Origin of the sequence: Vibrio sp. B1FIG11, from assembly GCF_905175335.1 — a bacterium.
GTDB classification, from domain to species: Bacteria; Pseudomonadota; Gammaproteobacteria; order Enterobacterales; family Vibrionaceae; genus Vibrio; species Vibrio campbellii.
In genome coordinates this window covers 432,407-457,911 of the sequence record NZ_HG992751.1, presented here as the reverse complement: position 1 = coordinate 457,911, position 25,505 = coordinate 432,407, and the positions used below count along the sequence as shown (strand labels likewise).

Below are 25,505 nucleotides of genomic sequence, written 5' to 3'. Positions count from 1 at the left end.
TGAGAGTTTAGAATTATGATACGTAGTCTTGTCATTTTATGTGCCGCGCTCAGCATGAGCGGCTGTGCAGGTTTGTTTATTGCAGGTGCAGCCACTACGGCTAATATCGTCACGGATACCCGTACCACCAAAGAAATTTGGCAAGACAACAACATTGAATTCGAAGTCGCAGCGATCGGGAATAAAGCACCTTTTAAAGGAAAAGCCCGCGTCGTGGCTAGCTCATACAATGGCACCGTAGTCCTAATGGGCCAAGCTCCTACTCAAGACTTGATTAACGAGTTTGAAAACAAAGCCCGTGAAGTGAAAGGTGTGAAGAACATTCACAACCAAATAAAACAAAAAGAACCTCTCAGCGTCACACAAATCAGCAACGACAGTTGGATCACAACCAAAGTGAAGTCTGCGCTGCTGACGGACAGTGAGCTCAACGGTGTGAAAGTGAAAGTCATCACCGAAGACAGCGACGTGTTCCTATTTGGTTACGTAACACCAGCGCAAAGCGAGAGAGCGACGGAGATTGCACGTAATATTTCTGGTGTGAAGCAGGTCGTCAAGGGCTTCCAGTATGGCGATGAAAAGCCGTTAGAAGTAGAAGAGCCAGAAGCAGCGAACTCTGAGACGGCAGTGACAGAAGAAGTCACTGTGAAAGAAATAGATGGACAAGCAAACTAAGCCATTGGCATCAGGTGACGGCAATAACTTCAGTGGCTAGCCGTTTCATTGCTTGAATCGAAAAAATAGATAAAAAAAAAAGCAGCGTATTCACGCTGCTTTTTTTATTTGATAACTCGTAAGCTTGGTCTGCCTTTCGGGCGAGGCGCTTCTTCCTCTTCAGACTCCGAGTCCACGCTTTCTGATTCGTCACTCACGGTAGTGAAAGTCGGCGATTGTTCTTCTTCAACAATGCCTTCTTCTTCAATGTGAGTGTACGCTTCTTCCGGTTCAAACATGGTACCAGCGCCATTCTCACGTGCGTAAATCGCTTGTACAGCGTACACAGGCACGATCACTGAATGTGGGCGACCACTGAAGCGGGCATGGAAGGTAATCGCATCATTACCCAACTCAAGTTGACCAACAGCACGTGGAGCAATATTCAGAATGATTTGACCATCTTGAATAAACTCAACTGGTACACGCACACCTGGCATAGTTGCATCTACAACCAAGTGCGGAGTTAAGTCGTTGTCTACTAGCCAATCGTAAAATGCGCGAAGCATGTACGGGCGGCGAGCAGTCATTTTTGCAATATCCATAACGTGTTATCTGAGCCGCTTAGCGAACTAGGCGCATTTCACGTTCAGCTTCAGTTAGAGATGCAAGGAATGAATCACGTTCAAATACGCGGTTCATGTAAACTTTGATCTCTTTTGAACCAGGGCCTACAAGCTCGATACCTAGTTGAGGCAGACGCCACAATAGTGGAGCTAGGTAACAATCGATTAGGCTGAACTCTTCGCTCATGAAGTACTCGTACTCAGCAAAGATTGGTGCAAGAGTCAGAAGATCATTACGTAGTTTAGTACGTGCTTTTTCTGATTCTTCAGCGTTACCCTTAACAACTTTTTCAGCGAGTGAGTACCAGTTGCGTTCAATACGGTACATCATCAGACGGCTGTTACCACGAGCAACTGGGTAAACAGGCATTAGAGGTGGATGAGGGAAACGCTCGTCCAGGTACTCCATGATGATTTTTGAATCGTAAAGAGCTAGCTCACGGTCAACAAGAGTTGGCACTGATTTGTATGGGTTTAATTCAACAAGCTCAGCAGGAAGGTTAGCTTCATCAACAAGCTCAACTTCAACACTTACGCCTTTTTCAGCTAGTACGATGCGAACCTGATGGCTATACAAATCTGATGCACTTGAGAAAAGAGTCATCACAGAACGTTTATTGGCAGCTACAGCCATGGAGCCCTCCAGTACACTTACAAATAAAAATAATGGAGGCTAAGCCTCCATTATCCATCAATTAAAATTGGGAATTAGCACGGTATGGTAGCACAATTAATGCACATCACGCCAATACTCTTTCTTGAGCATCACGACAACGATAGTTAATAGAACTAGGAAGCCCATTACCCACCAACCAAGCGCATGACGTTCAAGTTGAACTGGGTCACCTGAGTAGACTAGGAAGTTCACTAGGTCACCAACGGCTTTGTCGTATTCGCCAGAGCTTAGCTCACCCGTACCGTTAGTTTCAGTACCAACAACCACTTGTACTTCTTCACCGTCCACAACTTTCGTGCCGTAAACTGGCGTCGGGATACCTTGAAGCTCTTCAAGAACGTGTGGCATACCAACACTTGGGAAAACAATGTTATTCACGCCGAATGGACGAGATGGATCAACATAAAATGAGCGCAGGTAAGTGTACAGCCAGTCTGCACCACGAACTCGAGCAACCAGTGTTAGATCCGGTGGCGGAGCACCAAACCAATCGCCCGCTTGCTTCGCAGGCATCGCGTTCACCATTAGGTCACCGATTTTCGCTTCAGGGTCAAAAATCAGATTTTCCTTCATTAAGTCTGCAGGAATGTCCAAGTCTGTCGCTACTCGCTCGTAACGCTGGTATTGCGTTGAGTGACAAGCAAAACAGTAGTTCATGAATAGCTTCGCACCGTTTTGCAGCGAAGCTTTATCCGATAGGTCCACGTTCGCTTTGTCTAGCGGTACGTTGGCACCCGCTGCCATCGCTAGAGATGGCAACATAGCAAATAGAATTACAATCCACTTCTTCATTTGAATGTCACCCTCTCTGGTAATGGTTTGGTTGCTTCATTTTTGCTGTAGAAGAACAGCAGTACAAAGAACATGAAGTAACACAAGCTAAAGATCTGAGACAGAATTGTGTACAGCGGCGTTGCCGGCAGTGCACCCAAAATACCCAGAGCGATAAAGGCGATAGTGAACTGAACAATATTCAACAGGTGAAGTTTGCTACGGTAACGGTATGAACGTACTTTACAACGGTCCAACCAAGGTAGAACAAACAGCACTGCGATTGACGCACCCATTAGGATTACACCCAATAGTTTGTCTGGAACCGCACGCAAGATTGCATAGAACGGCGTGAAGTACCATACAGGAGCAATGTGCTCAGGTGTCTTCAGCGGGTTTGCAGCTTCAAAGTTAGGCGGCTCAAGGAAGTATCCACCCATCTCTGGGTTAAAGAACAGCACGTAACAGAAGAAGAACAAGAAGCCAGCGACACCAACCAAGTCCTTAACCGTACCGTAAGGGTGGAAAGGAATAGAGTCGATGATGTCGTATTTCTTCGTGTAGTAATCGTGGAACTTGAATTGCGTTTCGTAATCGTCGCCCATCGAACCTTTTGGTAGCTTAGTCTCGATACCATCTGGGTTGTTAGAACCAACTTCGTGCAGCGCCAATACGTGTAGCACGACAAGAAGAAGTAGCACGATAGGCAATGCAATAACGTGTAGTGCGAAGAAACGGTTCAACGTTGCACCAGAGATGATGTAGTCACCACGGATCCAAAGCGTTAGGTCGTCGCCAATAACAGGAATCGCACCAAACAGAGAAATAATTACCTGAGCACCCCAGTAGGACATCTGGCCCCATGGTAGTAGGTAGCCCATAAATGCTTCTGCCATCAGAACCAAGAAGATCAACATACCGAAGATCCAAAGTAGCTCGCGAGGCTTTTGGTATGAACCGTAGATCAGACCGCGGAACATATGCAGGTAAACAACGACGAAAAACGCCGACGCGCCAGTTGAGTGCATGTAGCGCAGCAACCAACCGTAATCAACGTCACGCATGATGTATTCGATAGAAGCAAACGCGCCATCACCAGAAGGAACGTAGTTCATCGTTAGCCAAATACCCGTTAGGATTTGGTTAACCAGTACCAACATTGCCAGAGAACCGAAAAGGTACCAAAAGTTGAAGTTCTTAGGCATTGGGTATTCAGACAAATGCTTTTTGTAAGCATTCATCGCGGGAATTCGTTTTTCAACCCAGTCTAATAGTGCTTGCATTATGCGTCTCCCTCATCAACACCGATCATGAGCTTCGTATCACTCAAGTACATGTGCTTAGGAACCACAAGGTTCAGAGGTGCAGGAACACCTTGGAACACTCGACCAGCCATATCAAACTTAGAGCCGTGACATGGACAGAAGAAGCCAGACTTAACGCCTTGTACTTGCTCTGAGAAGGTGTCAGGTAGATAGGTTGGTGAACAACCTAAGTGAGTACAGAAGCCAACTGCCACGAAATACTCAGGTTTGATCGAACGATGCGCGTTCTGAGCATAAACTGGCTGTTGTTCCATTTCCGATTGTGGGTCACGAAGCTGTCCGTCGATGTTCTTTAGGTTATCCACCACTTCTTGAGTGCGACGTACAACCCATACAGGCTTACCTTGCCACTCAACACGAACCATCTGACCGGCTTCGATTTTACTGATATCCACTTCCACCGGTGCACCCGCAGCTTTTGCTTTGGCACTCGGATTCCATGATTTGATAAAAGGCACGGCGACGGCAGCTGCCCCTAATCCACCAACAACTGCCGTTGTAGCGGTTAGAAAACGCCTGCGACCGTTATTTAAAGGCGCGTTGCTCATCCAAACATTCTCCCATTTGCTCCCTTTGGATCGTTATTATTCCGCTTATAAGAGCATGGCTAACAAATAATGAATTTAGTTCTATTTATTGGGGGGAAATGATAAAGAAAACCCTACTTTTTGACAAGATAAAGCTACCTTTTTGTAACAATTGTGAGGCAAATCGCTCACGCCGTCACAAAAGCGGCAAAATTATAAAAAATAGATGTGATTTGTAACAAGAAAGCGAAACGAAGAATGGCTAGAAATAGGATAAAAAGCCTTGTATTCCGGCTGTTTTCAGTCAATTACGTAGAAAGATCTTTCAAGAATGTGAAGGTACTCTCCACTTTTGTTATCTCAGTTTTGTAGCACGAAGAAAACCAGAAAACATGCAGATAAAGCGATCAAATGTTGCGAGGATATTAAGTAAGAAAGTGAAAGCAAACGCGAGAAGAAAAACGGACTTTTTCAAGCTTTAGAAAAACAAAAAAGCTCGGCATATAGCCGAGCTTTGGTACACAGTATCCAGAGTAACTCTGGACCAGCATAATTTCCGATAAGAGGAAATTAACGCTTAGAGAACTGTGGACGACGACGTGCTTTACGTAGACCAACTTTCTTACGTTCAACGCAACGAGCGTCACGAGTAACGTAACCAGCTGCACGTAGAGTAGGACGTAGAGACTCATCGTATTCCATAAGAGCGCGAGTGATACCGTGACGGATAGCACCTGCTTGACCAGAAATACCGCCACCTTTAACAGTAACGTATAGGTCTAGCTTCTCAGTTAGTTCAACTAGCTCAAGAGGTTGTTTAACAACCATGCGAGAAGTTGGACGACCGAAGTACTCATCAAGGCTACGCTTGTTGATTACGATGTTGCCGCTGCCTGGTTTGATGAAAACACGCGCAGCTGAGCTTTTGCGACGGCCAGTGCCGTAGTATTGATTCTCTGCCATTTTCGAAATCCCCAATTAGATGTCTAGTACTTGTGGTTGTTGAGCAACATGGTTGTGCTCAGCGCCCGCGTAAACTTTAAGCTTACGGTACATAGCACGGCCTAGAGGACCACGTGGAAGCATGCCTTTAACTGCAAGCTCAAGAGCCATCTCAGGTTTACGATCGATCAACTTTTCAAAAGTGATAGATTTTAGACCACCTGGGAATTCAGAGTGACGGTAGTACACTTTGTTCTTAGCTTTGTTACCAGTTACAGCAACTTTCTCAGCGTTGATAACGATGATGTAATCACCAGTGTCAACGTGAGGAGTGTATTCAGCTTTGTGTTTGCCACGTAGGCGAGATGCAATTTCACTTGCTAGACGACCAAGAGTTTTACCCTCTGCGTCTACAACGTACCAGTCGCGTTTTACAGTTTCTGGTTTAGCAACGAAAGTTTTCATGCTAATAATAACCCGTTAATTAAAATTTAAACTTTAAGGAACACCCAATAGTGCTCCCACACTGTCTAAGAGCCCAGTCATCACCCCTTCGAGTCGTTGGTTCTCTCGACCTTCTATGTCGAAATAACTTCGATAATCAGGTCTGCAGTAACGGTGGGTCGCAGGATTATAGAGAAGAGCGAAGAAAAAATCACCTTTTTTTGCGTTAAATCACGAATTTTTTCTTCACTTTTTTAAGATGAGTTGCTGATTTTTACGCCAGATGCTCTCTAGCGAGGTATTCGTGGCTTTGCATCTCGGTCAATCTAGACAGACAACGTTTAAACTCAAATTCCAACTGCCCTTGCGTATAAAGGGATTCCATCGCCACTTCTGCAGAAATAATCAGTTTGACGTTACGCTCGTAGAACTCGTCCACCAACGCAATAAAGCGTCGCGCGGCATCATCTATCTTACGATCCATCTGCTTTACGTCTGCCAGCAATACCGTGTGGTAGATACGAGATAATTCAATATAGTCATTCTGACTACGGGGCGTTTGGCATAGTTGCTCAAAAGAAGCATGTAGCACGCCATCACTAGCTTCAATCACCGCCACTTCGCGATGGTTAATTTCAATGCTGTTTGCTGCAACTTTTCTTTCACCAATCAGTTGGTGGTAATACTTATTAAGGTTGACGGAGGCTTGTTCATCCAGCGGGTAATGGTAGATTTCCGCTTGTTGTAGAGTGCGTAAACGGTAATCCACCCCACTGTCGACATTGAGCACATCACAGCGCTGAACGATCATATTTATCGCAGGTAAAAAACGGGCTCGTTGCAAGCCATTACGGTACAGGTTTTCTGGCTCAATGTTCGAGGTTGCGACCAAAATCATTTGGCGCTTAAACATCTCTTGTAGCAAAGTCGCCAAGATCATCGCATCGGTAATATCCGAGACAAAGAACTCGTCGAAACAGACAATATCCGCCTCTTTTTTGAATAAATCAGCGACTTTCGAGAGCGGATTTTCCACTTCTCCAAGGCGCTTGAGCTCATCGTGCACACGATACATAAAACGGTGAAAATGCACTCGCATCTTTCTTTCCGTCGGCAAAGCATCAAAAAACGCATCCATTAAATAGGTTTTACCTCGCCCTACTCCGCCCCAAAAATATAACCCTTTTGGTGGCTCTGGCATTTCTGGCTTTTTACCGAGAAGTTTCTGCCAAGTGCTAAGCTGTGGAATAGGTGCAGACTGAAATTCTGCAATCGCATGGTAGAGTTTATCTAAAGCAACGACAGCGTTATATTGGGCTTCATCACGCTGGAATCCATGCTCTGCTATGTCTTGTTGGTATCGTTGTAATGGTGTCATGGCATTGAGTCGTATCAGAGGTACAGAGAAAATTTGTCACCTCGGGGACAGCTTTGAGAATAGAGAGAAGTGGATATCAGTCCCCGAAAACATACCGCTATTTTTCTTTATCGGCTGTTCAAGCCATAGTAACATGGACAAGCACCGCGTGTAACTAAGTAGTAAAAGACTTGTTAAAACAACTATAAGGAGCAGTTATGCCTTGGATTTATGCCATTGTGGGTTTGCTGGTCGGTACAATCGTTGGCGTAGTCATTAGTCGACTAACCACCCCCGAATACAAAAAACAAAAGTCTGTGCAAAAAGAACTCGAAGCAGCCAAGTTTGAACTAGAGCAACAACGTCAAGAGCTCGTCGATCACTTTGCACAAACTGCAGAAATGTTGGATACCTTAGGTAAAGATTACACTAAGCTATACCAACATATGGCGAAAACGTCTTCAGAACTTCTACCCAACTTGCCTGAGCAAGATAATCCGTTTGATAAGAAGACAGCAATGTCGACTGAATCGATCGAAGAAGACCAATCAGACGTCAGCGAACAACCGAAAGACTATGCCAACGGCGCAACCGGTCTTTTGAAGGATCAGGAAAAAGAAATCATCGACGCACCAGAAGCTGTCACGGCTAAAGCGTCTTAATCCCCCCTTTCCTACCTAACTGGGTCAATACATACGCATTTCTTATCAATTTGTATTGACCCTTTTTGAACTTTTCTTAAGCAACTCATCTCTAACTTTCAGTGACCTGCCACCCCGTTTCGATTGTCCTAATTAATACATACATAATTAATGGTTAGGATATTTCTTTTTGGCAGACCTGTTTTTCAAGAGGAGTTATTGGATGAAAAAGCCATTGCTTGCGTTAACCGTTCTTTCTTTAAGCTTGGGTTCAATCATCACCCCAGTTACCGCAACCGCGGCACTTCCACTTAGTGTGGATGGGGAGCAGTTACCTAGTCTTGCCCCTATGCTCGAAAAAGTCACCCCTGCAGTTGTGAGCATTGCGGTGGAAGGGAAACAAGTGCAAACCAGCCGTATCCCGGAGCAGTTTCAGTTCTTCTTTGGCCCTGAATTCCCAACAGAGCAGACCCGAGAGCGCCCATTTAGAGGTTTAGGTTCTGGTGTCATCATTGATGCGAAAAAAGGCCAAATCGTCACAAACTACCACGTGATTAAAGGCGCGGATGAAATTCGTGTCCGCTTGTACGATGGTCGTGAGTATGACGCTGAATTAGTCGGTGGCGATGAGATGTCAGATATCGCGCTGCTTAAACTCGAAAAAGCCAAAGACCTAACACAAATTAAAGTCGCTGATTCAGACTCTCTTCGTGTCGGTGACTTTACTGTGGCGATCGGTAACCCATTTGGTTTAGGCCAAACGGTCACATCCGGTATTGTATCGGCACTTGGTCGAAGCGGCTTGAACGTCGAGAACTTTGAAAACTTCATCCAGACCGATGCCGCAATTAACAGCGGTAACTCAGGCGGCGCTTTGGTTAACCTCAACGGTGAACTGATCGGCATCAACACGGCAATTCTTGGTCCAAATGGCGGTAACGTGGGTATTGGTTTTGCAATTCCGTCCAACATGATGAAGAACTTAACCGATCAGATCTTAGAATTCGGTGAAGTGAAACGCGGCATGCTCGGTGTTCAAGGGGGCGAAGTGACCTCAGAGCTTGCTGAAGCACTGGGTTATGAGTCAAGCAAAGGCGCTTTCGTCAGCCAAGTGGTACCCGACAGCGCAGCAGATAAAGCAGGCCTAAAAGCAGGTGACGTGATTGTTTCTGTGAACGGTAAAGCGATTGATACCTTCTCTGAGCTTCGTGCAAAAGTCGCAACGCTTGGGGCTGGTAAAAAAATCACACTTGGAGTGATCCGCGATGGTAAGCAAAAATCTTTCGATGTAACGTTAGGTGAATCAACGAATGTGAAAGCGAAAGCGGAAACACTGCATGAAGGCCTAAAAGGTGCAGAGCTAAGTAACACCACGCCAAGTGACAAGATCCAAGGTGTGAAGGTCACTAGCGTTGCGGAGAACTCTCCTGCGGCGCAATACCAGCTAGCACAAGATGACATCATTATTGGTGTGAACCGTAAACGCGTGAAGAACCTTGCCGAACTGCGTGCGATTGTTGAAAAGCACAAAGGTGTGCTGGCAATCAATGTTCAACGTGGTGATCGCACGGTTTACTTGGTTATCCGTTAACAGGGCTAAGTGATAAGCCAATCACACAAACAGAAGCGAAGGAATGGCGTCCGTCATTTAATTCGTGATGACACTCGAACGCTTTGCTTATGTCATGGTTTTTTAAAAGGGCAGGACGATCACGTCTTGCCCTTTTGTTATTTTTAAATGTAATGCTATCCTTCAGTTTTCTATGCCAATTGGGCGCTCAATCATGGAGAGGTTATGCTTAGCTTTTTGTTACGTTCTGTCTTTTTAGGCTTAGCAACTGCCGTCATTGTATTACTCGCCGTTCCATCTTTGCGCAGCAATGTCATCCCAACCGCGCTTGTTGATCCACAACCAAGCAACATCGCGTCACTCGAGGTGTCTTTTAACCAAGCGGTAAGAAAGGCAGCGCCCGCGGTAGTGAATATCTACAGCCGTAAGTATGTGGAAAATGACCGCAGCAAGCTTTCAACTCAAGGCTTGGGCTCTGGCGTTATTGTTAGCGAAAAAGGCTACATCATTACTAACTACCACGTAGTGGCTCAAGCTGACCAAATCGTGGTTGCGCTACAAGATGGCCGCGTCGCTGCAGCTCAATTGGTTGGTACTGATAAGCGTACGGACATTGCGATCCTACGTGTCAAGGTTCTAACCTTCCTGTTATCCCACTCAATCCAGAATACAAACCTCGAGTTGGTGATGTCGTCCTAGCAATTGGCAACCCGTACAATTTAGGTCAAACCACCACATTCGGTATTATCTCCGCAACTGGTCGTTCGTCGATCAGTGATGGTCGCCAAGCCTTTATCCAAACCGATGCAGCAATCAACGAAGGTAACTCAGGTGGTGCTTTGGTCAACACGCAAGGTGAGTTGGTTGGTATCAACACCGCATCTTTTCAACAAGCAACCGATCTTGAGACCTACGGTATTTCTTTTGCTATCCCAGCCCCTCTGGCAAACAAGATCATGCAGAAGATCATTGCTGATGGCCGCGTAATCCGAGGCTATATTGGCATTGATGGCCAAGATATTAATGCAGTAACTGCTCGCTTATTAGGTAACGAACACATTGGTGGCATCGTGGTGTTAGGCATTGACCCGAATGGTCCTGCGAGTGATGCTGGTTTTGAGAAACAAGACATCATCATCAGTATTAACGGTACGAAAGTTCAAGGAAGGCAAAGCGTGATGGACATCGTCACTGACTTACGTCCGGGCACCTCCGTCGATGTTGGCATTATCCGCAAGGGTAAAGAAATGAACTTAAAAGTCACCATCGCCGAAGACAAACAAGAAGCATAAAAAATCCCAGCCATTGGCTGGGATTTTTATTTGTGCGTTATTCGCTATCACTCGGCTCTTCTGAAATCTCAGGACTTCCGCCCATCTCAATTTCAATTCGTGTTACACGTTGTAAACCACGTGGCAGTAAGCTGCCTCGACGTCCACGTTCTCCACGGAAGTTCTCAAGGTCAGCAGGTTTCAAGCCTAGTTTACGCTTACCTGCATACAAGGTTAGAGACGCGCCTTGTGGCAGAGCCATCAAGTGAGAAAGCACCTCTTCACGCTCTTTCGCCTTCGCCGCAGGAATGTTGATGATCTTGTTACCCTTACCTTTCGCCAATTGCGGTAGGTCTTTAATTGGGAACAACAACATACGACCTTGGTTGGTAATCGCTAAAATTTCATCCGAATCCAAATCAGCAATCGTCTTCGGTGTCATCACCTCAGAGTTGGCCGGTAACGTCACCAATGCTTTACCGCTGCGGTTCTTCGATAACAAGTCTGAGCCTTTACATACAAAGCCGTAACCCGCATCAGAACCCACCAGCCATAATTGCTCTTCTTCACCCATGATCACTTGGCGAATATTGCTGCCCGCAGTGATATTCAAGCGACCAGTAATCGGTTCACCTTGGCTTCGTGCTGACGGTAGTGAATGCGACTCAAGTGAGTAGCTTCGGCCATCACTGCCAAAGAATACCGCTTGCTGGTTACTCTTACCGCGCGCGTGCGCTAGGTATTTATCGCCAGACTTGTAGCTCAAGCCTTCTGCATCCACATCGTGACCTTTCGCATGACGAATCCAACCTTTCTCAGAAAGCACAACCGTGATTGGCTCGCTTGGTACTAGGTCGCGTTCAGTCAGCGCTTTTGCTTCTGCACGTTCAACCAAAGGAGAACGACGATCATCGCCGTACTTCTCTGCGTCTGCTTTGATTTCTTTCTTCAGTAGAGTGTTCAGACGACGCTCAGAACCTAGCAGCTGTTCTAGCTTCTCACGCTCTTTTTCTAGCTCGTCTTGCTCACCACGGATCTTCATCTCTTCTAGTTTGGCTAGGTGACGAAGTTTAGTATCTAGAATCGCATCCGCTTGGATATCGGTAATGCCAAAGCGTTCCATCAGCACTGCTTTTGGATCGTCTTCAGTACGAATGATCTCAATCACTTCATCTAGGTTTAGGTAAGCAACCAACAAACCTTCCAAGATGTGTAGACGAGCCATAACTTTGTCTAGGCGGTGTTGTAGACGGCGACGTACAGTCGTACGACGGAACTCGATCCACTCAGACAGAATTTGTACCAGACCTTTAACTTGAGGACGGTTATCCAAACCAATCATGTTCAAGTTAACACGGTAGCTGCGCTCAAGATCCGTTGAAGCGAACAGGTGGTTCATCAACAGATCGCAATCTACGCGGTTTGACTTTGGAACCACAACGATACGCGTCGGGTTCTCGTGATCCGATTCATCACGAAGATCGTCAACCATTGGCAGCTTTTTAGCACGCATTTGGTTAGCGATTTGCTCAAGTAGTTTCGCACCTGATACTTGGTGTGGCAGAGAAGTGATCACGATATCTGAACCTTCTTTGTGCCATACCGCGCGCATCTTGATGCTGCCACGGCCGTTGCGGTAAATCTTCTCAATATCCGCCTGTGGCGAGATGATTTCCGCTTCTGTTGGGTAATCTGGGCCTTTAACGAACTGCATCACATCTGGCAGTTCCGCCTTCGGGTTGTCGATCAAATGAATGGTCGCATCCGCCACTTCACGAACGTTGTGAGGTGGAATATCCGTTGCCATACCAACTGCGATACCAGTTACGCCGTTTAGCAGGATATGAGGCAAACGTGCAGGCAACATTTGTGGCTCTTTCATCGTGCCATCAAAGTTAGGTTGCCATTCAACCGTACCCTGACCCAATTCGCCCAGCAGTACTTCGGCAAACTTAGACAGTTTTGCTTCGGTATAACGCATTGCCGCGAATGATTTCGGATCATCTGGCGCACCCCAGTTACCTTGACCGTCAACCAATGGGTAACGGTAAGAGAATGGCTGTGCCATCAATACCATCGCTTCGTAACACGCAGAGTCACCATGCGGGTGGTATTTACCCAGTACGTCACCAACGGTACGTGCTGATTTTTTGTATTTCGCTGATGCCGAAAGACCAAGTTCCGACATTGCGTAAATGATGCGTCGTTGAACCGGCTTCAAACCATCGCCAATGTATGGCAATGCGCGGTCCATGATTACGTACATCGAGTAGTTCAGATAAGCGTCTTCGGTGAACTTGCGCATTGGCAACTGTTCAACGCCATCGTAAGTAATTTCTGTAGACATCCGTTAAACCTCTGCCATATCGCCGTTGTTTTGTAGCCAAGAACGACGATCATCTGCTCGTTTCTTACCAAGCAGCATGTCCATCATTTCCATGGTCGCCGCCGAGTCATCAATGGTTAACTGAACCAGACGACGCGTATTTGGATCCATGGTTGTTTCGCGCAACTGAAGTGGGTTCATCTCACCCAGACCTTTGAATCGTTGCACGTTAATTTTGGCTTTCTTCTTCGACAAGCGCTCTAGTACGCCATCTTTTTCGTCATCGTCTAGGGCATAGAATACTTCTTTACCACAGTCGATACGGTACAGAGGCGGCATCGCTACGTAGATATGACCAGCTTCAACAAGAGCACGGAAGTGACGAGTAAACAGAGCACACAATAGCGTTGCGATGTGTAGACCATCCGAGTCCGCATCGGCAAGGATACAGATCTTACCGTAACGCAGGCTGTCTAGGTTGTCGCTGTCTGGGTCGATACCCAAAGCAACTGAGATGTCGTGGACCTCTTGAGATGCAAGCACTTGGTCTGCAGAAACTTCCCACGTATTCAGGATTTTACCGCGCAGTGGCATCACCGCTTGGAACTCACGATCACGTGCTTGTTTAGCAGAACCGCCCGCCGAATCACCCTCCACGAAGAAGATTTCGGTGCGGTTAAGGTCTTGTACAGAACAGTCGGTCAGTTTGCCTGGCAGTGCAGGACCTGATGCGACCTTCTTACGTACAACCTTTTTGCTCGCGCGCATACGACGGTGTGCGTTAGCGATACACACTTCCGCTAACTGTTCAGCCAGCTGCGGCTTTTCGTTCAACCAAAGGCTGAATGCGTCTTTTACGACACCAGAGACAAAGGCAGCCGTCTGACGAGAAGACAAACGCTCTTTCGTCTGACCGGCAAATTGCGGATCTTGAATCTTAACTGACAGAACGTAAGAACAGCGGTCGAAAACGTCATCACCCGTTAGCTTCACGCCGCGAGGCAATAAGTTACGGAATTCACAGAACTCACGCATTGCATCGAGCAAACCTTGGCGCAGGCCATTAACGTGCGTACCACCCTGTGCGGTTGGGATAAGGTTCACGTAACTTTCCGTGATCATCTCGCCGCCTTCTGGCTGCCAGATCACCGCCCAGTTTGCTGCTTCAGTTTCTGCTGAGAACTCACCAGTAAATGGTTCTTCAGGGAGAACTGGATAACCTTTCACACCTTCCGCTAGATAGTCTTTAAGACCATCTTCGTAGTGCCATTTGTAGTCTTTGTTGTTTACTTTATCGGTAAACGTAATCTCTAGACCCGGGCAAAGTACTGCTTTCGCACGTAGGTTATTCACCAAACGTGTTACCGAGAAGTTTGCAGAATCAAAGTACTTTGCATCTGGCCAGAAGTGTACACTGGTACCACGGTTGCGACGGCCACATGTGCCCGTAACCGTTAGGTCAGAAACCTTATCACCGTGTTCAAAAGCAATCTCATACACTTGACCGTCACGACGGACCGTCACTTCAACGCGCTTAGACAACGCGTTTACTACTGAGATACCTACACCGTGTAGACCACCAGAGAATTGGTAGTTCTTATTAGAGAATTTACCACCTGCGTGAAGCTTACATAGGATCAGTTCAACACCTGATACCTTCTCTTCTGGGTGGATATCAACAGGCATGCCTCGACCATCATCGATCACTTCTAGTGATTGGTCAGCATGTAGGATGACTTGTACTTTTGAGGCATGTCCGGCTAGCGCTTCATCGACACTGTTATCGATAACTTCTTGGCCCAAGTGGTTTGGGCGCGCTGTATCCGTATACATCCCTGGTCGGCGACGTACTGGCTCTAAGCCATTCAGTACTTCAATGGCACCAGCATTATATTGTTCAGTCATAATACGGAATTGTTCTCAAAGTTTACTTGTAACCCGAGCCCCGCGAATGTGCAGGCGTACTCGAGAAACGAAAAAGCTACCCCGTCTGCGTGCTTATCAAAGATAAGGTCATGCATAACAAAGTAGTCAGGGCTTCATACCCTTAAGATCTTTTTTGGCAAAACATAGTCGGAAAGCCTGCCAACTATGTCAAGAAACGGTTGGATATGGCAATTAAAACTATGAGCCTATTCCAATCGTCTCGATAGTATTACAGTTTTAGGAATTCAATGATTTGAGCAGGATAACGCTCAAAGCCGATAAAACTGTGATCACCACCTTCTTCTACCGTTTGTTTCGCTCGCGCGAACTTTCCTACGGCCTGGCGATAGTCCAAAACCTCGTCTTCCGTTTGCTGTAACAACCAGAAAGACTCAGGCGACGCGATGCTTTGTACATCAAGTGCTTTTAGCTCGTCAATATGACAAGCTTCAAGTGTATAGGTTTCGTGCGTATACGGGTTGGTTTGCTCACCAAGGTAATCCACCAGCAATTCATAAGGCTTTACTGCTGGGTTTACGACGACGGCTCGAAAACCAAATTTCGCATTTAACCACGTTGACATGTAACCGCCTAGCGAACTGCCAACAAGGCCAATGTTGTAGTCGTCTTGATGTTGCTCAACGATCTCAAGCAAACATTGAGCAGCCAGTTCAGGGAAACAAGGAAGTTGAGGTACGACAACCTTGATATCCGGTCGCTGCTGTTCACAGTACGCTTTCATTAGGTTCGCTTTCATGGAAAGCGGCGAGCTGTTAAAGCCATGGATATAAAGCAGCAAAGAAGGTTTGCTCATGATCGCCTCACGTTAAAAAAGTAAGCCCGAACATAAGGTTCGGGCGTGATAATGATTAGTATCCGTTTGAATTAAAGTCTGGCTGGAATTGGCCATCGGGTAGTCGGTTGACTTCTGTGGTAATGTCACCATTACTGTGCAACTCAAGTTCTCGCCAACCTGGTGATTCTGTATCCAGTGCAAAATCATCGGAGTCCGGTTTGAATTGCACACAAGTCGACGGCGTTGCCATCACGCGGATGCCATTATAAAGAACATTCATGTCTTGGTGCACATGACCACATAAAATGCCTTTTACGTTCTCAAAACGGTCCACCACTTGCCAGAAAGCATCCGCATCTTTTAATGCATGCTGATCTAACCAAGCACTTCCTACCAACAATGGGTGGTGGTGTAATAACACCAAGGTATGTCTTTGCGGGTTTTCTGCCAGTTTTTCTTCTAACAGTGCTAACTGTTGGTCACTCAAACGTCCGTGGGGTACCCCCACCACTTGTGAATCCAATAAGACTAACTGCCAATGCTCACCAAGCATCACATGCTCAGCAGCTTGAATTTGAGGAGATGGCAGTACACTGCCCATATTTGGCTTGTAGTCGTGGTTGCCTGGAAGCCAGAAACAATCTTTTTTCAGCGGCGCGATACCCTCAGCAAAACGCTGGTAAGACTCGGCACTATGGTCTTGTGAAATATCACCCGTTGCCAAAATGTATTCATACTGCACTTGGTGATTAAGAATCTCTTGTACCACGGCTGCGAAGCTGTCAGCGGTTCTTACGCTCAGCAAACTGCCCTCATCTGCCTCAAACAGGTGAGTATCCGTGATTTGTAATAGCTTTATGCTGTCACTAGATGATTGCAAAATGAAAACCTGATTCGTCCACTATATAGTTTTTAGTTATTTTCCTTTAGTGACATGACAATCAATTGAAGGCAAGTGGCGTTCTACTAATGCCACTTCGTAAACAGAATGTCAGCCATTCACCAAGGAACGTATTAAGTTGATGCTTTTCATCTTTCTGCATCAACTGGTCGTTGGGATAATCATATTTAGCTTTGATGCGAGAAAACTCTCCGCTTGAGCATACTTCAGCAACTCTCGCATCGTGATAAAGCCTGACAGACATCGTCGGTAAAGGAAACACTGGTGTTTCATCACTCTGACATATCTCAACAACTGTGGTGTATTTTGTGATTTCATTCACGGTCAGTTGGTAAACCATGTTTGCAGCTTGATAGCAGCGAACATCACCAACTTCAGCAGAGGCAGGCAACAAGGCGTTCAACTTAGCGTAGTTGGTCTCATAAGTTCTCATTAGACCGGCTAAGTCGACATGGTATCGCTGTTTTTCAGCTACTTGTGCCATTACTTACTCTCCACTTTCGGGGAAACTTCCCATTGCGATGTCAATTCTTGGTGATTTAACTGCAACCATTGAAGCGCAATGATTGAGGCACCGTTTTCGAATTTTCCATCTTTCACCCACTGATACGCGGTTTCACGACTCATGACATGGACTCGAATATCTTCATTCTCATAGTCTAAACCATGAATGCCATGCGCTTTAGTTGCATCTACTTCGCCAATGAATACATCCAGCTTTTCAGAACAACCGCCAGAAGAAGGATAATAAGAGGTTACCGAAGCCACACGTCCGACTTGAATACCCGCTTCTTCTTCCGCTTCTCGACGAATCACCTCTTCAGCAGATTCGTCACGATCAATCATGCCAGCGACAATCTCGTACTGCCATGGGTGTGAATGTTCCAAGGCTCCCACTCTGATCTGTTCAATGATCACAACCTGATCAGTCACAGGATCATACGGGAGCATGGCGGCAGCATGACCACGTTCGAACATTTCTCGTTCGACAATCCCACTCCAACCACCAGCGAATAACCTATGCTTAAAACGGTATTTCACCATTTTAAAGAAACCTTTAAACACGGTTTCTTTCGAGATTATTTCCACATCTTGGGAAGTAAGATCGTTCTGTTGCTTGTCACACTGTTGCATTCAGCACCTCTCTGAGTGAATCTTGTAGTTTACTCATTGTTATTCGCTTGCTCAAAGGACTTGGCTCAACTTTTTGTACAATAGTTATAAATTATTTTAAGCCTTTGCCAATTACTTATTGCACAAGTGGATAATTACGTGTAAAAAAGTGCAAAGTTTCGAGTAAATATCGTCCAAATTGAGTTAAACTACTGAGAATTAACCAATCTATAGACCGCGGGAATAGAAAATGAAAAAACTGCTTCCACTATTTATCAGTGCAGCGCTAGGCAGTATGAGCACATCTGCATGGGCAGACTCTCTTGCTGAAATCTATGACTTAGCAAAACAAAACGACCCTCAATTGCTCAGTGTAGCAGCGCAGCGTGATCAAGCTTTTGAAGCAATCAACTCTAGCCGCAGTGCCCTACTACCACAAATCAACTTAACTGCGGGTTACGACATCGCTCGTGGTGAGACTGACTACGACAAAAACATCCCTGGCATCAGAGAAGACCGTGATAACGACCAAAATGTTCTTTCTGCTGGTGTTGGATTCTCGCAAGAGCTATACAACCGTGCATCTTGGATCACTCTAGATACCGCAGAGAAAACGGCTCGTCGTGCGGATGCAACATACGCCGCAACACAACAAGGTTTGATCCTTCGAGTTTCTCAAGCTTACTTTGAAGTACTACGTGCACAAGATAACTTAGTATTTGTTCGTGCAGAAAAAGCAGCGGTTGGCCGTCAGCTTGAACAAACTAAGCAACGTTTTGAAGTAGGTCTATCAGCCATCACTGACGTACACGATGCGCAAGCACAGTACGATGCAGTACTAGCCGATGAAGTATTGGCAGAAAACGATCTGATCAACAGCTACGAATCGCTACGTGAAATCACAGGCCAAGAGCACAAGAACCTAAACGTTCTGGATACAGCGCGTTTCTCTGCAAGCCGCTCTTCTGAATCAGCAGAAACATTGATTGAAGAAGCGAAGACAACCAACCTGAGTCTACTTTCTGCACGTATCGCACAAGACATCGCTCGCGATAACATTTCGCTAGCGAGCTCTGGTCACCTACCGACGCTATCTCTAGACGGTGGTTACAACTACTCCGACACAGCAGAAAGTACAGCAGATAACACAACCGACGGCTTCAATGTTGGCGTGAACCTAGCAGTGCCGCTATACACAGGTGGTCGTACAACGTCTGAAGTGAAACAAGCAGAATACGGCTATGTGTCAGCAAGTGAAGAACTAGAGAAAGAATACCGTGGTGTTGTGAAAGAAGTGCGTGCACAGAACAACAACATCAACGCTTCTATCGGCGCACTAAAAGCGTACGAGCAATCTGTAGTGTCAGCACAATCTGCGCTTGAAGCAACAGAAGCAGGCTTCGATGTAGGTACTCGTACTATCGTTGATGTACTAGACGCAACTCGTCGTCTATACGATGCGAACAAGAACCTATCAGACGCACGTTACAACTACATTCTTGCAGGCCTACAGCTTCGTCAAGCGGTGGGTACATTGAGCGAGCAAGATATCCTAGATGTAGATGCAGGCCTTAAGCCAGCAAAATAAGCATCGGTATTTAAGTAACACGCAAAACGCCAGTTGATTTTTCAACTGGCGTTTTTTGTTGGGGTAAGTCACCAAGCCAAGTGCGCTTTAGATCCCTTCCTCTTTCGAAGGAGAGGGTTCGGCAGGGGTTGCTTCTCGATCTAATTGACGACACTGGTTTTCAATCATCGAGCATTAACCCCCTCTAACTCCCCCTTGAAAAGGAGGAGGACTGGAATGCGTTTATGGTTGGGTTCACTCCTCCAAAAACAACAAAGGCCGCTCGAAAGCGACCTTTGTTTCTATGAAAGGAGATAAGGAATTACCCTTTACCACCTTTGATAGCGTTTATGATTTCGCTGGTTGAGCAACCATCTTCAAAGTTCAGTACGCGCACTTCACCGCCTGCAGCAATCACTTCTTTACCACCAGCAATCTCTTCTGGTTTGTAGTCTCCGCCTTTCACTAGCAAGCTTGGCAACACTTCAGAGATCAAACGTTGAGGCGTGTCTTCGCTGAAAGGCACAACCCAATCTACTGCGCCAAGGCCTGCCAATACCGCCATACGGCGATCAGTTGGGTTTACTGGACGACCAGGGCCTTTAAGGCGTTTCACTGATTCATCGGTATTGACCGCAACGATTAGGCGATCGCCCAGCTCAGCGGCATGGTTTAAGTAAGACACATGGCCCGCGTGTAGAATGTCGAAACAACCATTAGTCATTACAACCTTCTCGCCTTTCGCACGTGCTTTCTTCACTGCTTCAATCAGTGCTTGTTCTGAAATCACACCGTAGTCTGTGTCTTGGCTACCGTGAATCGCTTCTGCTAACTCAATCTCAGAAAGCGTTGATGTACCCAGTTTGCCAACCACAACACCTGCGGCTGCGTTTGCTAGTGCACACGCTTCCTCAAACGATTTACCCGCAGCAACAGAAGCAGCTAATACAGAAATAACCGTATCACCCGCACCAGTCACGTCGTACACTTCTTTCGCTTGGGTCGGCAAATGGAATGGCTCTTGGCCACGGCGAATCAAGGTCATACCGTTTTCGCTGCGTGTTACCAATAGCGCTTCAAATTCGAACTCTTCCACCAAAGCCAGTGCTTTCTCAACTAGCTCTTGGTCAGATTTCACTTTACCCACAACGTCTTCGAACTCTTTCATGTTTGGAGTAAGCAGTGTTGCTCCGCGGTAGCGTTCAAAGTCCGCGCCTTTCGGGTCAATGAAGACTGGGATGTTTGCTGCGCGTGCTTTCTGAATGTAAGCCTGAACGTGCTCTAGAGAACCTTTCGCGTAGTCAGACATGATCACTGCTTTCACACTTGGTAGTGCAGTTTCCATACGAGATAGAACTGGTTCTGCGTCTGTGTTCTCGAACTTGTCTTCGAAATCCAGACGAATCAATTGCTGACCACGGCTCATCACGCGAAGCTTAGTGATAGTTGGGTACTCTGGCAGCGCAACGAAATCGCATTTCACTTTTAGCGAGTTCAGCGTTTCCGTCAGTACTTTCGCTGGCTCATCCATACCCGTTAGACCAACAATGTGAGCGTGACCGCCAAGTGAAGCAATGTTCATTGCTACGTTCGCAGCACCACCCGGACGCTCTTCATTGTTTTCTACTTTCACAACAGGTACTGGCGCTTCAGGAGAAATACGTCCAGTCGGGCCATACCAGTAACGATCTAGCATGACATCGCCGATGATAAGCACACCAGCGCTGCTGTAATCAGGTAGAATTGGTTTCATTATTGGTCTCCAAAAATTAAATCACGGTGAGTTTAACACAGCCTTTTTCTAGGCTGAACCTTGTGCACGACTTCTGCTTAGGCAAACCATTGATTCCACGCTTGCTTCACCCACTCTCGCTCTGCAACAAATTTCTCTTCCGCCACATCGGCATCCAAGTTAAGCAAGTTTCGACGATGAATCTCGTCACGCATTGATGTGTATGCGCGCGTCAGTTGCATCGCTTGATCTTCTTCCATGACTCCCTGTGCAATCAGGGTTTCAAAAATACGTACATTATCGCACCAGCGAATCAGCTTCGGCTTACTGTGACTGTAGTTGAGCACAAGGTATTGAGCGAGAAATTCAATATCGGTAATGCCGCCGTTATCTTGCTTAAGCATAAAACGACCGGACTTTTTCCCGCCCAAGTGGTCACGCATTTTCTCACGCATATCGACCACGTCTTTCTTTAGCGTGTCTTGGTCACGCTGTTTACACAGCACGTCATGACGCGTGTTGTGGAAGGCAATCGCCAAAGGCTCATCACCATAAATCATGCGCGCACGCACTAGGGCTTGATGCTCCCACGTCCAAGCGTCTTTATGTTGGTAGTCGTCAAACGCATCGGTTGGGCTTACCAACAAGCCTGAAGCGCCAGATGGACGTAAGCGCGTATCCACTTCGTACAGAATGCCTGATGCAGTGCGGGTTGAGAAAATATGAATGATGCGCTGCGCCAAACGAAGATAGAACTGGCGACCATCGATTTCTTTCTTACCATCGGTATAGACGTTCACTGGGCAATCGTGCATGAAGACGATATCAAGGTCTGAGTTATAGCCCAGCTCCCAGCCGCCAACTTTCCCGTAACCAATGACAGCAAAGCCCTTCCCTTCACGATCTTTGACATGCGTCGGTTCGCCATATTTTTCCGACACTTGTAACCACGCTTGGTTCACTACCGCTTCGACAATCGCTTCTGCCAAGTAGGTTAAGTGGTCACTCACTTTCATCACAGGAAGTACACCAGCAATGTCTGCAGCAGCAATGCGGAGGATACAGATCTGCTTAAACTGACGCAGCGCTTCCATCTGCTGTTCCATATCATCCTCTGGAATGCGAGCAAGGAAGTCACGTAGCTCTGTTCGGTAGCTATCGAGTGGAATTGGGTTGTACAGATGCTGAGGATCGATCAACTCATCGAGCAGAATCGGGTAACGCGATAGCTGCTCTGAAATCATCGGGCTAGCGGTACACAGGCGAACCAATTGCACTAACGCCGCCGGATGCTCATCCAACAACTCAAGGTACGTTGTTCGAGTACAGATGTTGTGCAGCAAGTGCAAAACTCGCGGCAAACCAAATTGCGCATCTGGGTGGGCAAATACTGCATCAAACACTTTTGGCATCAATTTGGTCAGCACTTCTCGGCCACGTGGTCCAAGTGTCTTCTTCGCCAAATCCGCTTTGAACTGCATGATGGTTTTCGCCAAGTGTTCTGGGTTCTCAGCTTTGATGTCCTCTTGTAGAACGTGTTCAAGCACGTCTTGTTTAGTCGCCATGTCCCACAACTCATGGAAATGACGAGCGACGGCTTCCGCTTCGTCTTCTTCATCATCACCAATCAAACTTTCAAACACCTTGTGCACATTTGCCATGTGCTGTTGCGTTTGAGCAATGAGCGCCTCCCAACTATCAAAGCGCATCGCAGTAGCAAGTTTTAGCTGCTCGTCTGCACAATCAGGCAAGGTTTGCGTTTGCTTGTCTGCCATCGCTTGCAGCAAGTTTTCTAGTTGGCGCAGGTATTTATAAGCCGCTTCAAGGTTATCGACCTCTGGTTGAGTCAGCTGACCTAGTTCACCAATGGCATTCAAAGTTTCTAGCAGGCCACGACCACGTAAAGATGGCTCGCGACCACCACGAATTAACTGGAACACTTGAGCGATAAACTCAATCTCACGAATGCCGCCCGCGCCCAGTTTGATGTTGTTACTCAAACCACGACGGCGTACTTCACTGCTGATCATGGATTTCATGCGGCGCAGGGATTGAATCGCACTGAAGTCGATATAACGGCGGAAAACAAACGGACGCAGCATCTGGCGCAACTCTTGATATTGCGGATACATCTCGCTGCCCATCACGCGCGCTTTGATCATAGCGTAGCGTTCCCAATCCCTTCCCTGTTCTTGGTAATAGTCTTCGAGTGCCGCATAGCTCATCACCAACGGGCCACTTTCACCGAACGGGCGCAAACGCATGTCCACGCGGTAACAGAAGCCATCAAAGGTTTGTTGGTCGAGTGCTTTAATGATGCGTTGGCCTAAGCGAGTAAAGAACTGCGCATTAGCAATGCTGCGGCGCGCGCCTTGGGTCTCACCGTTTTCTGGATAAGTGAAAATAAGGTCGATATCAGAAGAGAAGTTCAGCTCACCGCCACCAAGCTTGCCCATGCCGATGATCAGCATAGGTTGCGCTTCACCTTCCGCATTGGTTGGCGTGCCCCACTCGTTGCAGCAAATCTTGTACTGCCATTGGTATGTTTCGAAGATCATCGCTTCGGCCAATTGAGACAAATGACTGAGCGACTCTTCTAGTGTCCAAGTGTGGGTAAAGTCTTTCCACGCAATGTAGACCATTTCGCGGTTACGGAACTGACGCAGCACACGGTGGCCTGCCATTTCATCTTGGCATTCAGCTAAGAGATCGGCGAGGCGTGCACGATAAGCTTGTTGTCGACTGCTTTCTGACAGCATAGAGGGCAAGTCTTGCGCGAGCTTCTCATCACGATGAATAGCTTCGGTAATGAACTTGCTAAGGCCAGAGACAAAACGAAACTGCTCGGCAATCTCACTTGGCCATTGTTGAAAATATCCCGCTTGCTCGGCGTTTTGAACCGCAGAATCCGCGACAGAAATCAGTGACGAAGGCAGCTGCATTTTTCTTCCTTGTATGAAAAGCACTGTGGTTTGAGAGGTATACACTCTTTTATACCAGAGTTGGTATAAATAAAAACGCCCACAAAAGGTTTGTGGGCGTTTTATCAAAGCTTACTGAAACTAGACTTCAAAAGATTTAATCTTCTTGTCTAGCTCTTCGGCATTGTTTTGCATCATCTCAGAAGTTTCCAATAACTCGGTGACAACCACTACCGATGCTTCTACTAACTCACGGACGTTTGTTAGGTTCTGGCTCATTTCTTCTGCGACGCTACTTTGCTGACCTGACGCCGTTGCGATCTGGAAGTTCATGTCGTTGATTTGCGTCACTTGACCAACAATACCGTCAAGCTCGCTGCCCGCATTCGAAACCAGTTCTACACCTTCTGCCGCTTCAACCACACTCTTCTCCATCAACTCAACCGCTGAGGTTGCGCTTGATTGAAGCTGGGTGATCATCTCTTGAATTTCCACTGTCGCTTGCTGAGTGCGTTGTGCAAGGTTACGAACTTCATCTGCAACCACCGCAAAGCCACGACCCGCTTCACCCGCTCGCGCTGCTTCAATTGCGGCATTTAGAGCGAGCAAGTTAGTTTGCTCAGAAATGCCTTGGATGGTGCCAACTACGCTGCCGATGGCATCAACACGTTCTTCTACTTGGTTAACGGCACTTGCCGAAGAAGCGATATCCGATGACAGTTCGCTCATCTTAGACACAGTTTTCTGTAGGAATTGCTGACCTGTCACCGCTTGTGTTGAAGCTTGCTCAGTTAAGCTCGAGGCAGTTTGAGCATGATCTGCAACCGTTTGAACCGTCGAGGACATCTCGCTCATAGCTGTTGCAAGTTGGTCGATCTCATTGAACTCTTCTTGCGCTGACTCTTTGGTTTCCGACATGCTGAGTGTCATTACTTCTGTCAGTGTCGCCAGTTCATCTGAGGCGTTGATCTGCATTTGAATTACATCGTGCAACTGACGACGTGTTTTCTCTAGCTCACGAGCTACGTCACCGTATTCGTCTTTACAATCCATACCGAAAGGCACAGATAGGTTTTTACTCGCCATTAGCTTGATCGCATCATTCAAGTACTGCGTTTGACGCAGCATGACGCGTGCCGCCGCCAGCAACAGCACGACAAAAACAACGATCAACAACGCCGTTTGCCATGCAACTTGAGTGAGATAAGCTTCATAATGTTGTTGGGCAACTTGCTCATTCTGTGTCGCCGCAAGTAATGAGTTGTAGAACGTATTAGCGTCCCAAAGTTGTTTTGCCACAATCAGGATGGTACTGAATACCATCAACATGACCATTTTCGGAACGAGCTTGATGTCGGATATCACCCTTTCCCACGGCTTAAATGCCAGCTTTTCCATTGTCAGTTCTCCACCGAGTCT

21 protein-coding genes and 1 pseudogene are annotated in these 25,505 nt (G+C 46.8%); 5 read left to right on the top strand and 17 right to left on the bottom strand.

From position 1 onward, the window contains the following. Nucleotides 1-15 precede the first annotated feature (15 nt). The gene (locus tag KHO06_RS02160; protein WP_005528729.1) at nucleotides 16-675 is read left to right on the top strand and encodes a BON domain-containing protein; all 660 of its coding nucleotides are present in this window, start codon (nucleotides 16-18) and stop codon (nucleotides 673-675) included. A gap of 104 nt (nucleotides 676-779) precedes the next feature. Here the strand turns inward: KHO06_RS02160 and sspB are convergent, their stop codons facing one another. The 8 genes from sspB to zapE form a co-directional block, all read right to left on the bottom strand. Next, nucleotides 780-1,259 carry a ClpXP protease specificity-enhancing factor gene (sspB, locus tag KHO06_RS02155; RefSeq protein ID WP_005528731.1) on the bottom strand — a complete coding sequence of 160 codons (480 nt, stop codon included), beginning with the start codon at nucleotides 1,257-1,259 and terminating at the stop codon, nucleotides 780-782. Nucleotides 1,260-1,278: 19 nt separating this feature from the next. Beyond that, entirely contained in the window at nucleotides 1,279-1,914 is a 636-nt protein-coding gene (sspA, locus tag KHO06_RS02150) for a stringent starvation protein SspA (RefSeq protein WP_005428584.1), read from the bottom strand. A gap of 96 nt (nucleotides 1,915-2,010) precedes the next feature. After that, nucleotides 2,011-2,748 carry a cytochrome c1 gene (locus KHO06_RS02145; protein ID WP_005436103.1) on the bottom strand — a complete coding sequence of 246 codons (738 nt, stop codon included), beginning with the start codon at nucleotides 2,746-2,748 and terminating at the stop codon, nucleotides 2,011-2,013. Further along, complete coding sequence (locus KHO06_RS02140) at nucleotides 2,745-4,010, bottom strand: cytochrome bc complex cytochrome b subunit (RefSeq protein WP_005436097.1); 1,266 nt, start codon at nucleotides 4,008-4,010, stop codon at nucleotides 2,745-2,747. Before KHO06_RS02140 ends, KHO06_RS02145 begins: the two co-directional genes overlap by 4 nt. Next, nucleotides 4,010-4,600: a ubiquinol-cytochrome c reductase iron-sulfur subunit gene (gene petA, locus KHO06_RS02135; RefSeq protein WP_005436095.1), complete on the bottom strand. Its 591-nt coding sequence runs from the start codon at nucleotides 4,598-4,600 to the stop codon at nucleotides 4,010-4,012. Before petA ends, KHO06_RS02140 begins: the two co-directional genes overlap by 1 nt. Before the next feature lie 549 nt (nucleotides 4,601-5,149). Next, nucleotides 5,150-5,542 carry a 30S ribosomal protein S9 gene (gene rpsI / locus KHO06_RS02130; RefSeq protein WP_005436094.1) on the bottom strand — a complete coding sequence of 131 codons (393 nt, stop codon included), beginning with the start codon at nucleotides 5,540-5,542 and terminating at the stop codon, nucleotides 5,150-5,152. A gap of 15 nt (nucleotides 5,543-5,557) precedes the next feature. Continuing rightward, nucleotides 5,558-5,986, bottom strand: coding sequence for a 50S ribosomal protein L13 (gene rplM, locus KHO06_RS02125; RefSeq protein ID WP_005372872.1), 429 nt, complete (start codon nucleotides 5,984-5,986; stop codon nucleotides 5,558-5,560). A gap of 253 nt (nucleotides 5,987-6,239) precedes the next feature. Continuing rightward, nucleotides 6,240-7,343: a cell division protein ZapE gene (gene zapE, locus KHO06_RS02120; protein WP_038890835.1), complete on the bottom strand. Its 1,104-nt coding sequence runs from the start codon at nucleotides 7,341-7,343 to the stop codon at nucleotides 6,240-6,242. Between the two features lie 197 nt (nucleotides 7,344-7,540). Between zapE and zapG the strand changes: the two genes are divergently transcribed. The 3 genes and pseudogenes from zapG (at nucleotide 7,541) to degS (ending at nucleotide 10,825) form a co-directional block, all read left to right on the top strand. Continuing rightward, complete coding sequence (zapG, locus tag KHO06_RS02115; RefSeq protein ID WP_005528741.1) at nucleotides 7,541-7,984, top strand: Z-ring associated protein ZapG; 444 nt, start codon at nucleotides 7,541-7,543, stop codon at nucleotides 7,982-7,984. A gap of 202 nt (nucleotides 7,985-8,186) precedes the next feature. Then, a complete protein-coding gene (locus tag KHO06_RS02110; RefSeq protein WP_005528743.1) occupies nucleotides 8,187-9,554 on the top strand; it encodes a Do family serine endopeptidase in 1,368 nt (455 codons plus the stop codon). Nucleotides 9,555-9,758: 204 nt separating this feature from the next. After that, nucleotides 9,759-10,825: pseudogene (degS, locus tag KHO06_RS02105) on the top strand (outer membrane-stress sensor serine endopeptidase DegS). A gap of 37 nt (nucleotides 10,826-10,862) precedes the next feature. On the opposite strand, the gene parC reads toward degS, so the two are convergent. The 6 genes from parC to nudF all read right to left on the bottom strand — a co-directional run bounded on the left by parC (nucleotide 10,863) and on the right by nudF (nucleotide 17,887). Further along, a complete protein-coding gene (parC, locus tag KHO06_RS02100) occupies nucleotides 10,863-13,151 on the bottom strand; it encodes a DNA topoisomerase IV subunit A (protein ID WP_212582036.1) in 2,289 nt (762 codons plus the stop codon). 3 nt (nucleotides 13,152-13,154) lie between these two features. Further along, nucleotides 13,155-15,035 (bottom strand): DNA topoisomerase IV subunit B, encoded by a 1,881-nt coding sequence (gene parE, locus KHO06_RS02095; protein WP_010445819.1) that lies wholly within the window; start codon nucleotides 15,033-15,035, stop codon nucleotides 13,155-13,157. A 250-nt stretch (nucleotides 15,036-15,285) separates the two neighbouring features. Then, on the bottom strand, nucleotides 15,286-15,870 hold the full coding sequence (gene yqiA, locus KHO06_RS02090) for an esterase YqiA (RefSeq protein WP_212582035.1): 585 nt from the start codon (nucleotides 15,868-15,870) through the stop codon (nucleotides 15,286-15,288). Nucleotides 15,871-15,925: 55 nt separating this feature from the next. Beyond that, the gene (gene cpdA, locus KHO06_RS02085) at nucleotides 15,926-16,732 is read right to left on the bottom strand and encodes a 3',5'-cyclic-AMP phosphodiesterase (protein WP_038890839.1); all 807 of its coding nucleotides are present in this window, start codon (nucleotides 16,730-16,732) and stop codon (nucleotides 15,926-15,928) included. Between the two features lie 61 nt (nucleotides 16,733-16,793). Beyond that, entirely contained in the window at nucleotides 16,794-17,237 is a 444-nt protein-coding gene (locus KHO06_RS02080) for a DUF1249 family protein (RefSeq protein WP_005395930.1), read from the bottom strand. Further along, a complete protein-coding gene (gene nudF, locus KHO06_RS02075; protein ID WP_038890840.1) occupies nucleotides 17,237-17,887 on the bottom strand; it encodes an ADP-ribose diphosphatase in 651 nt (216 codons plus the stop codon). The genes KHO06_RS02080 and nudF overlap by 1 nt, the downstream gene beginning before the upstream one ends. Before the next feature lie 229 nt (nucleotides 17,888-18,116). On the opposite strand from nudF, the gene tolC reads away from it, so the two are divergent. Continuing rightward, nucleotides 18,117-19,454 carry an outer membrane channel protein TolC gene (gene tolC, locus KHO06_RS02070; protein ID WP_038890841.1) on the top strand — a complete coding sequence of 446 codons (1,338 nt, stop codon included), beginning with the start codon at nucleotides 18,117-18,119 and terminating at the stop codon, nucleotides 19,452-19,454. Between the two features lie 301 nt (nucleotides 19,455-19,755). Here the strand turns inward: tolC and hldE are convergent, their stop codons facing one another. From hldE to KHO06_RS02055, 3 genes are all read right to left on the bottom strand, one after another. Beyond that, nucleotides 19,756-21,186 carry a bifunctional D-glycero-beta-D-manno-heptose-7-phosphate kinase/D-glycero-beta-D-manno-heptose 1-phosphate adenylyltransferase HldE gene (gene hldE / locus KHO06_RS02065; protein WP_077261913.1) on the bottom strand — a complete coding sequence of 477 codons (1,431 nt, stop codon included), beginning with the start codon at nucleotides 21,184-21,186 and terminating at the stop codon, nucleotides 19,756-19,758. 77 nt (nucleotides 21,187-21,263) lie between these two features. Continuing rightward, entirely contained in the window at nucleotides 21,264-24,107 is a 2,844-nt protein-coding gene (glnE, locus tag KHO06_RS02060; protein WP_081234257.1) for a bifunctional [glutamate--ammonia ligase]-adenylyl-L-tyrosine phosphorylase/[glutamate--ammonia-ligase] adenylyltransferase, read from the bottom strand. Nucleotides 24,108-24,227: 120 nt separating this feature from the next. Then, entirely contained in the window at nucleotides 24,228-25,484 is a 1,257-nt protein-coding gene (locus KHO06_RS02055) for a methyl-accepting chemotaxis protein (RefSeq protein ID WP_038890844.1), read from the bottom strand. Between the last annotated feature and the right edge of the window lie 21 nt (nucleotides 25,485-25,505).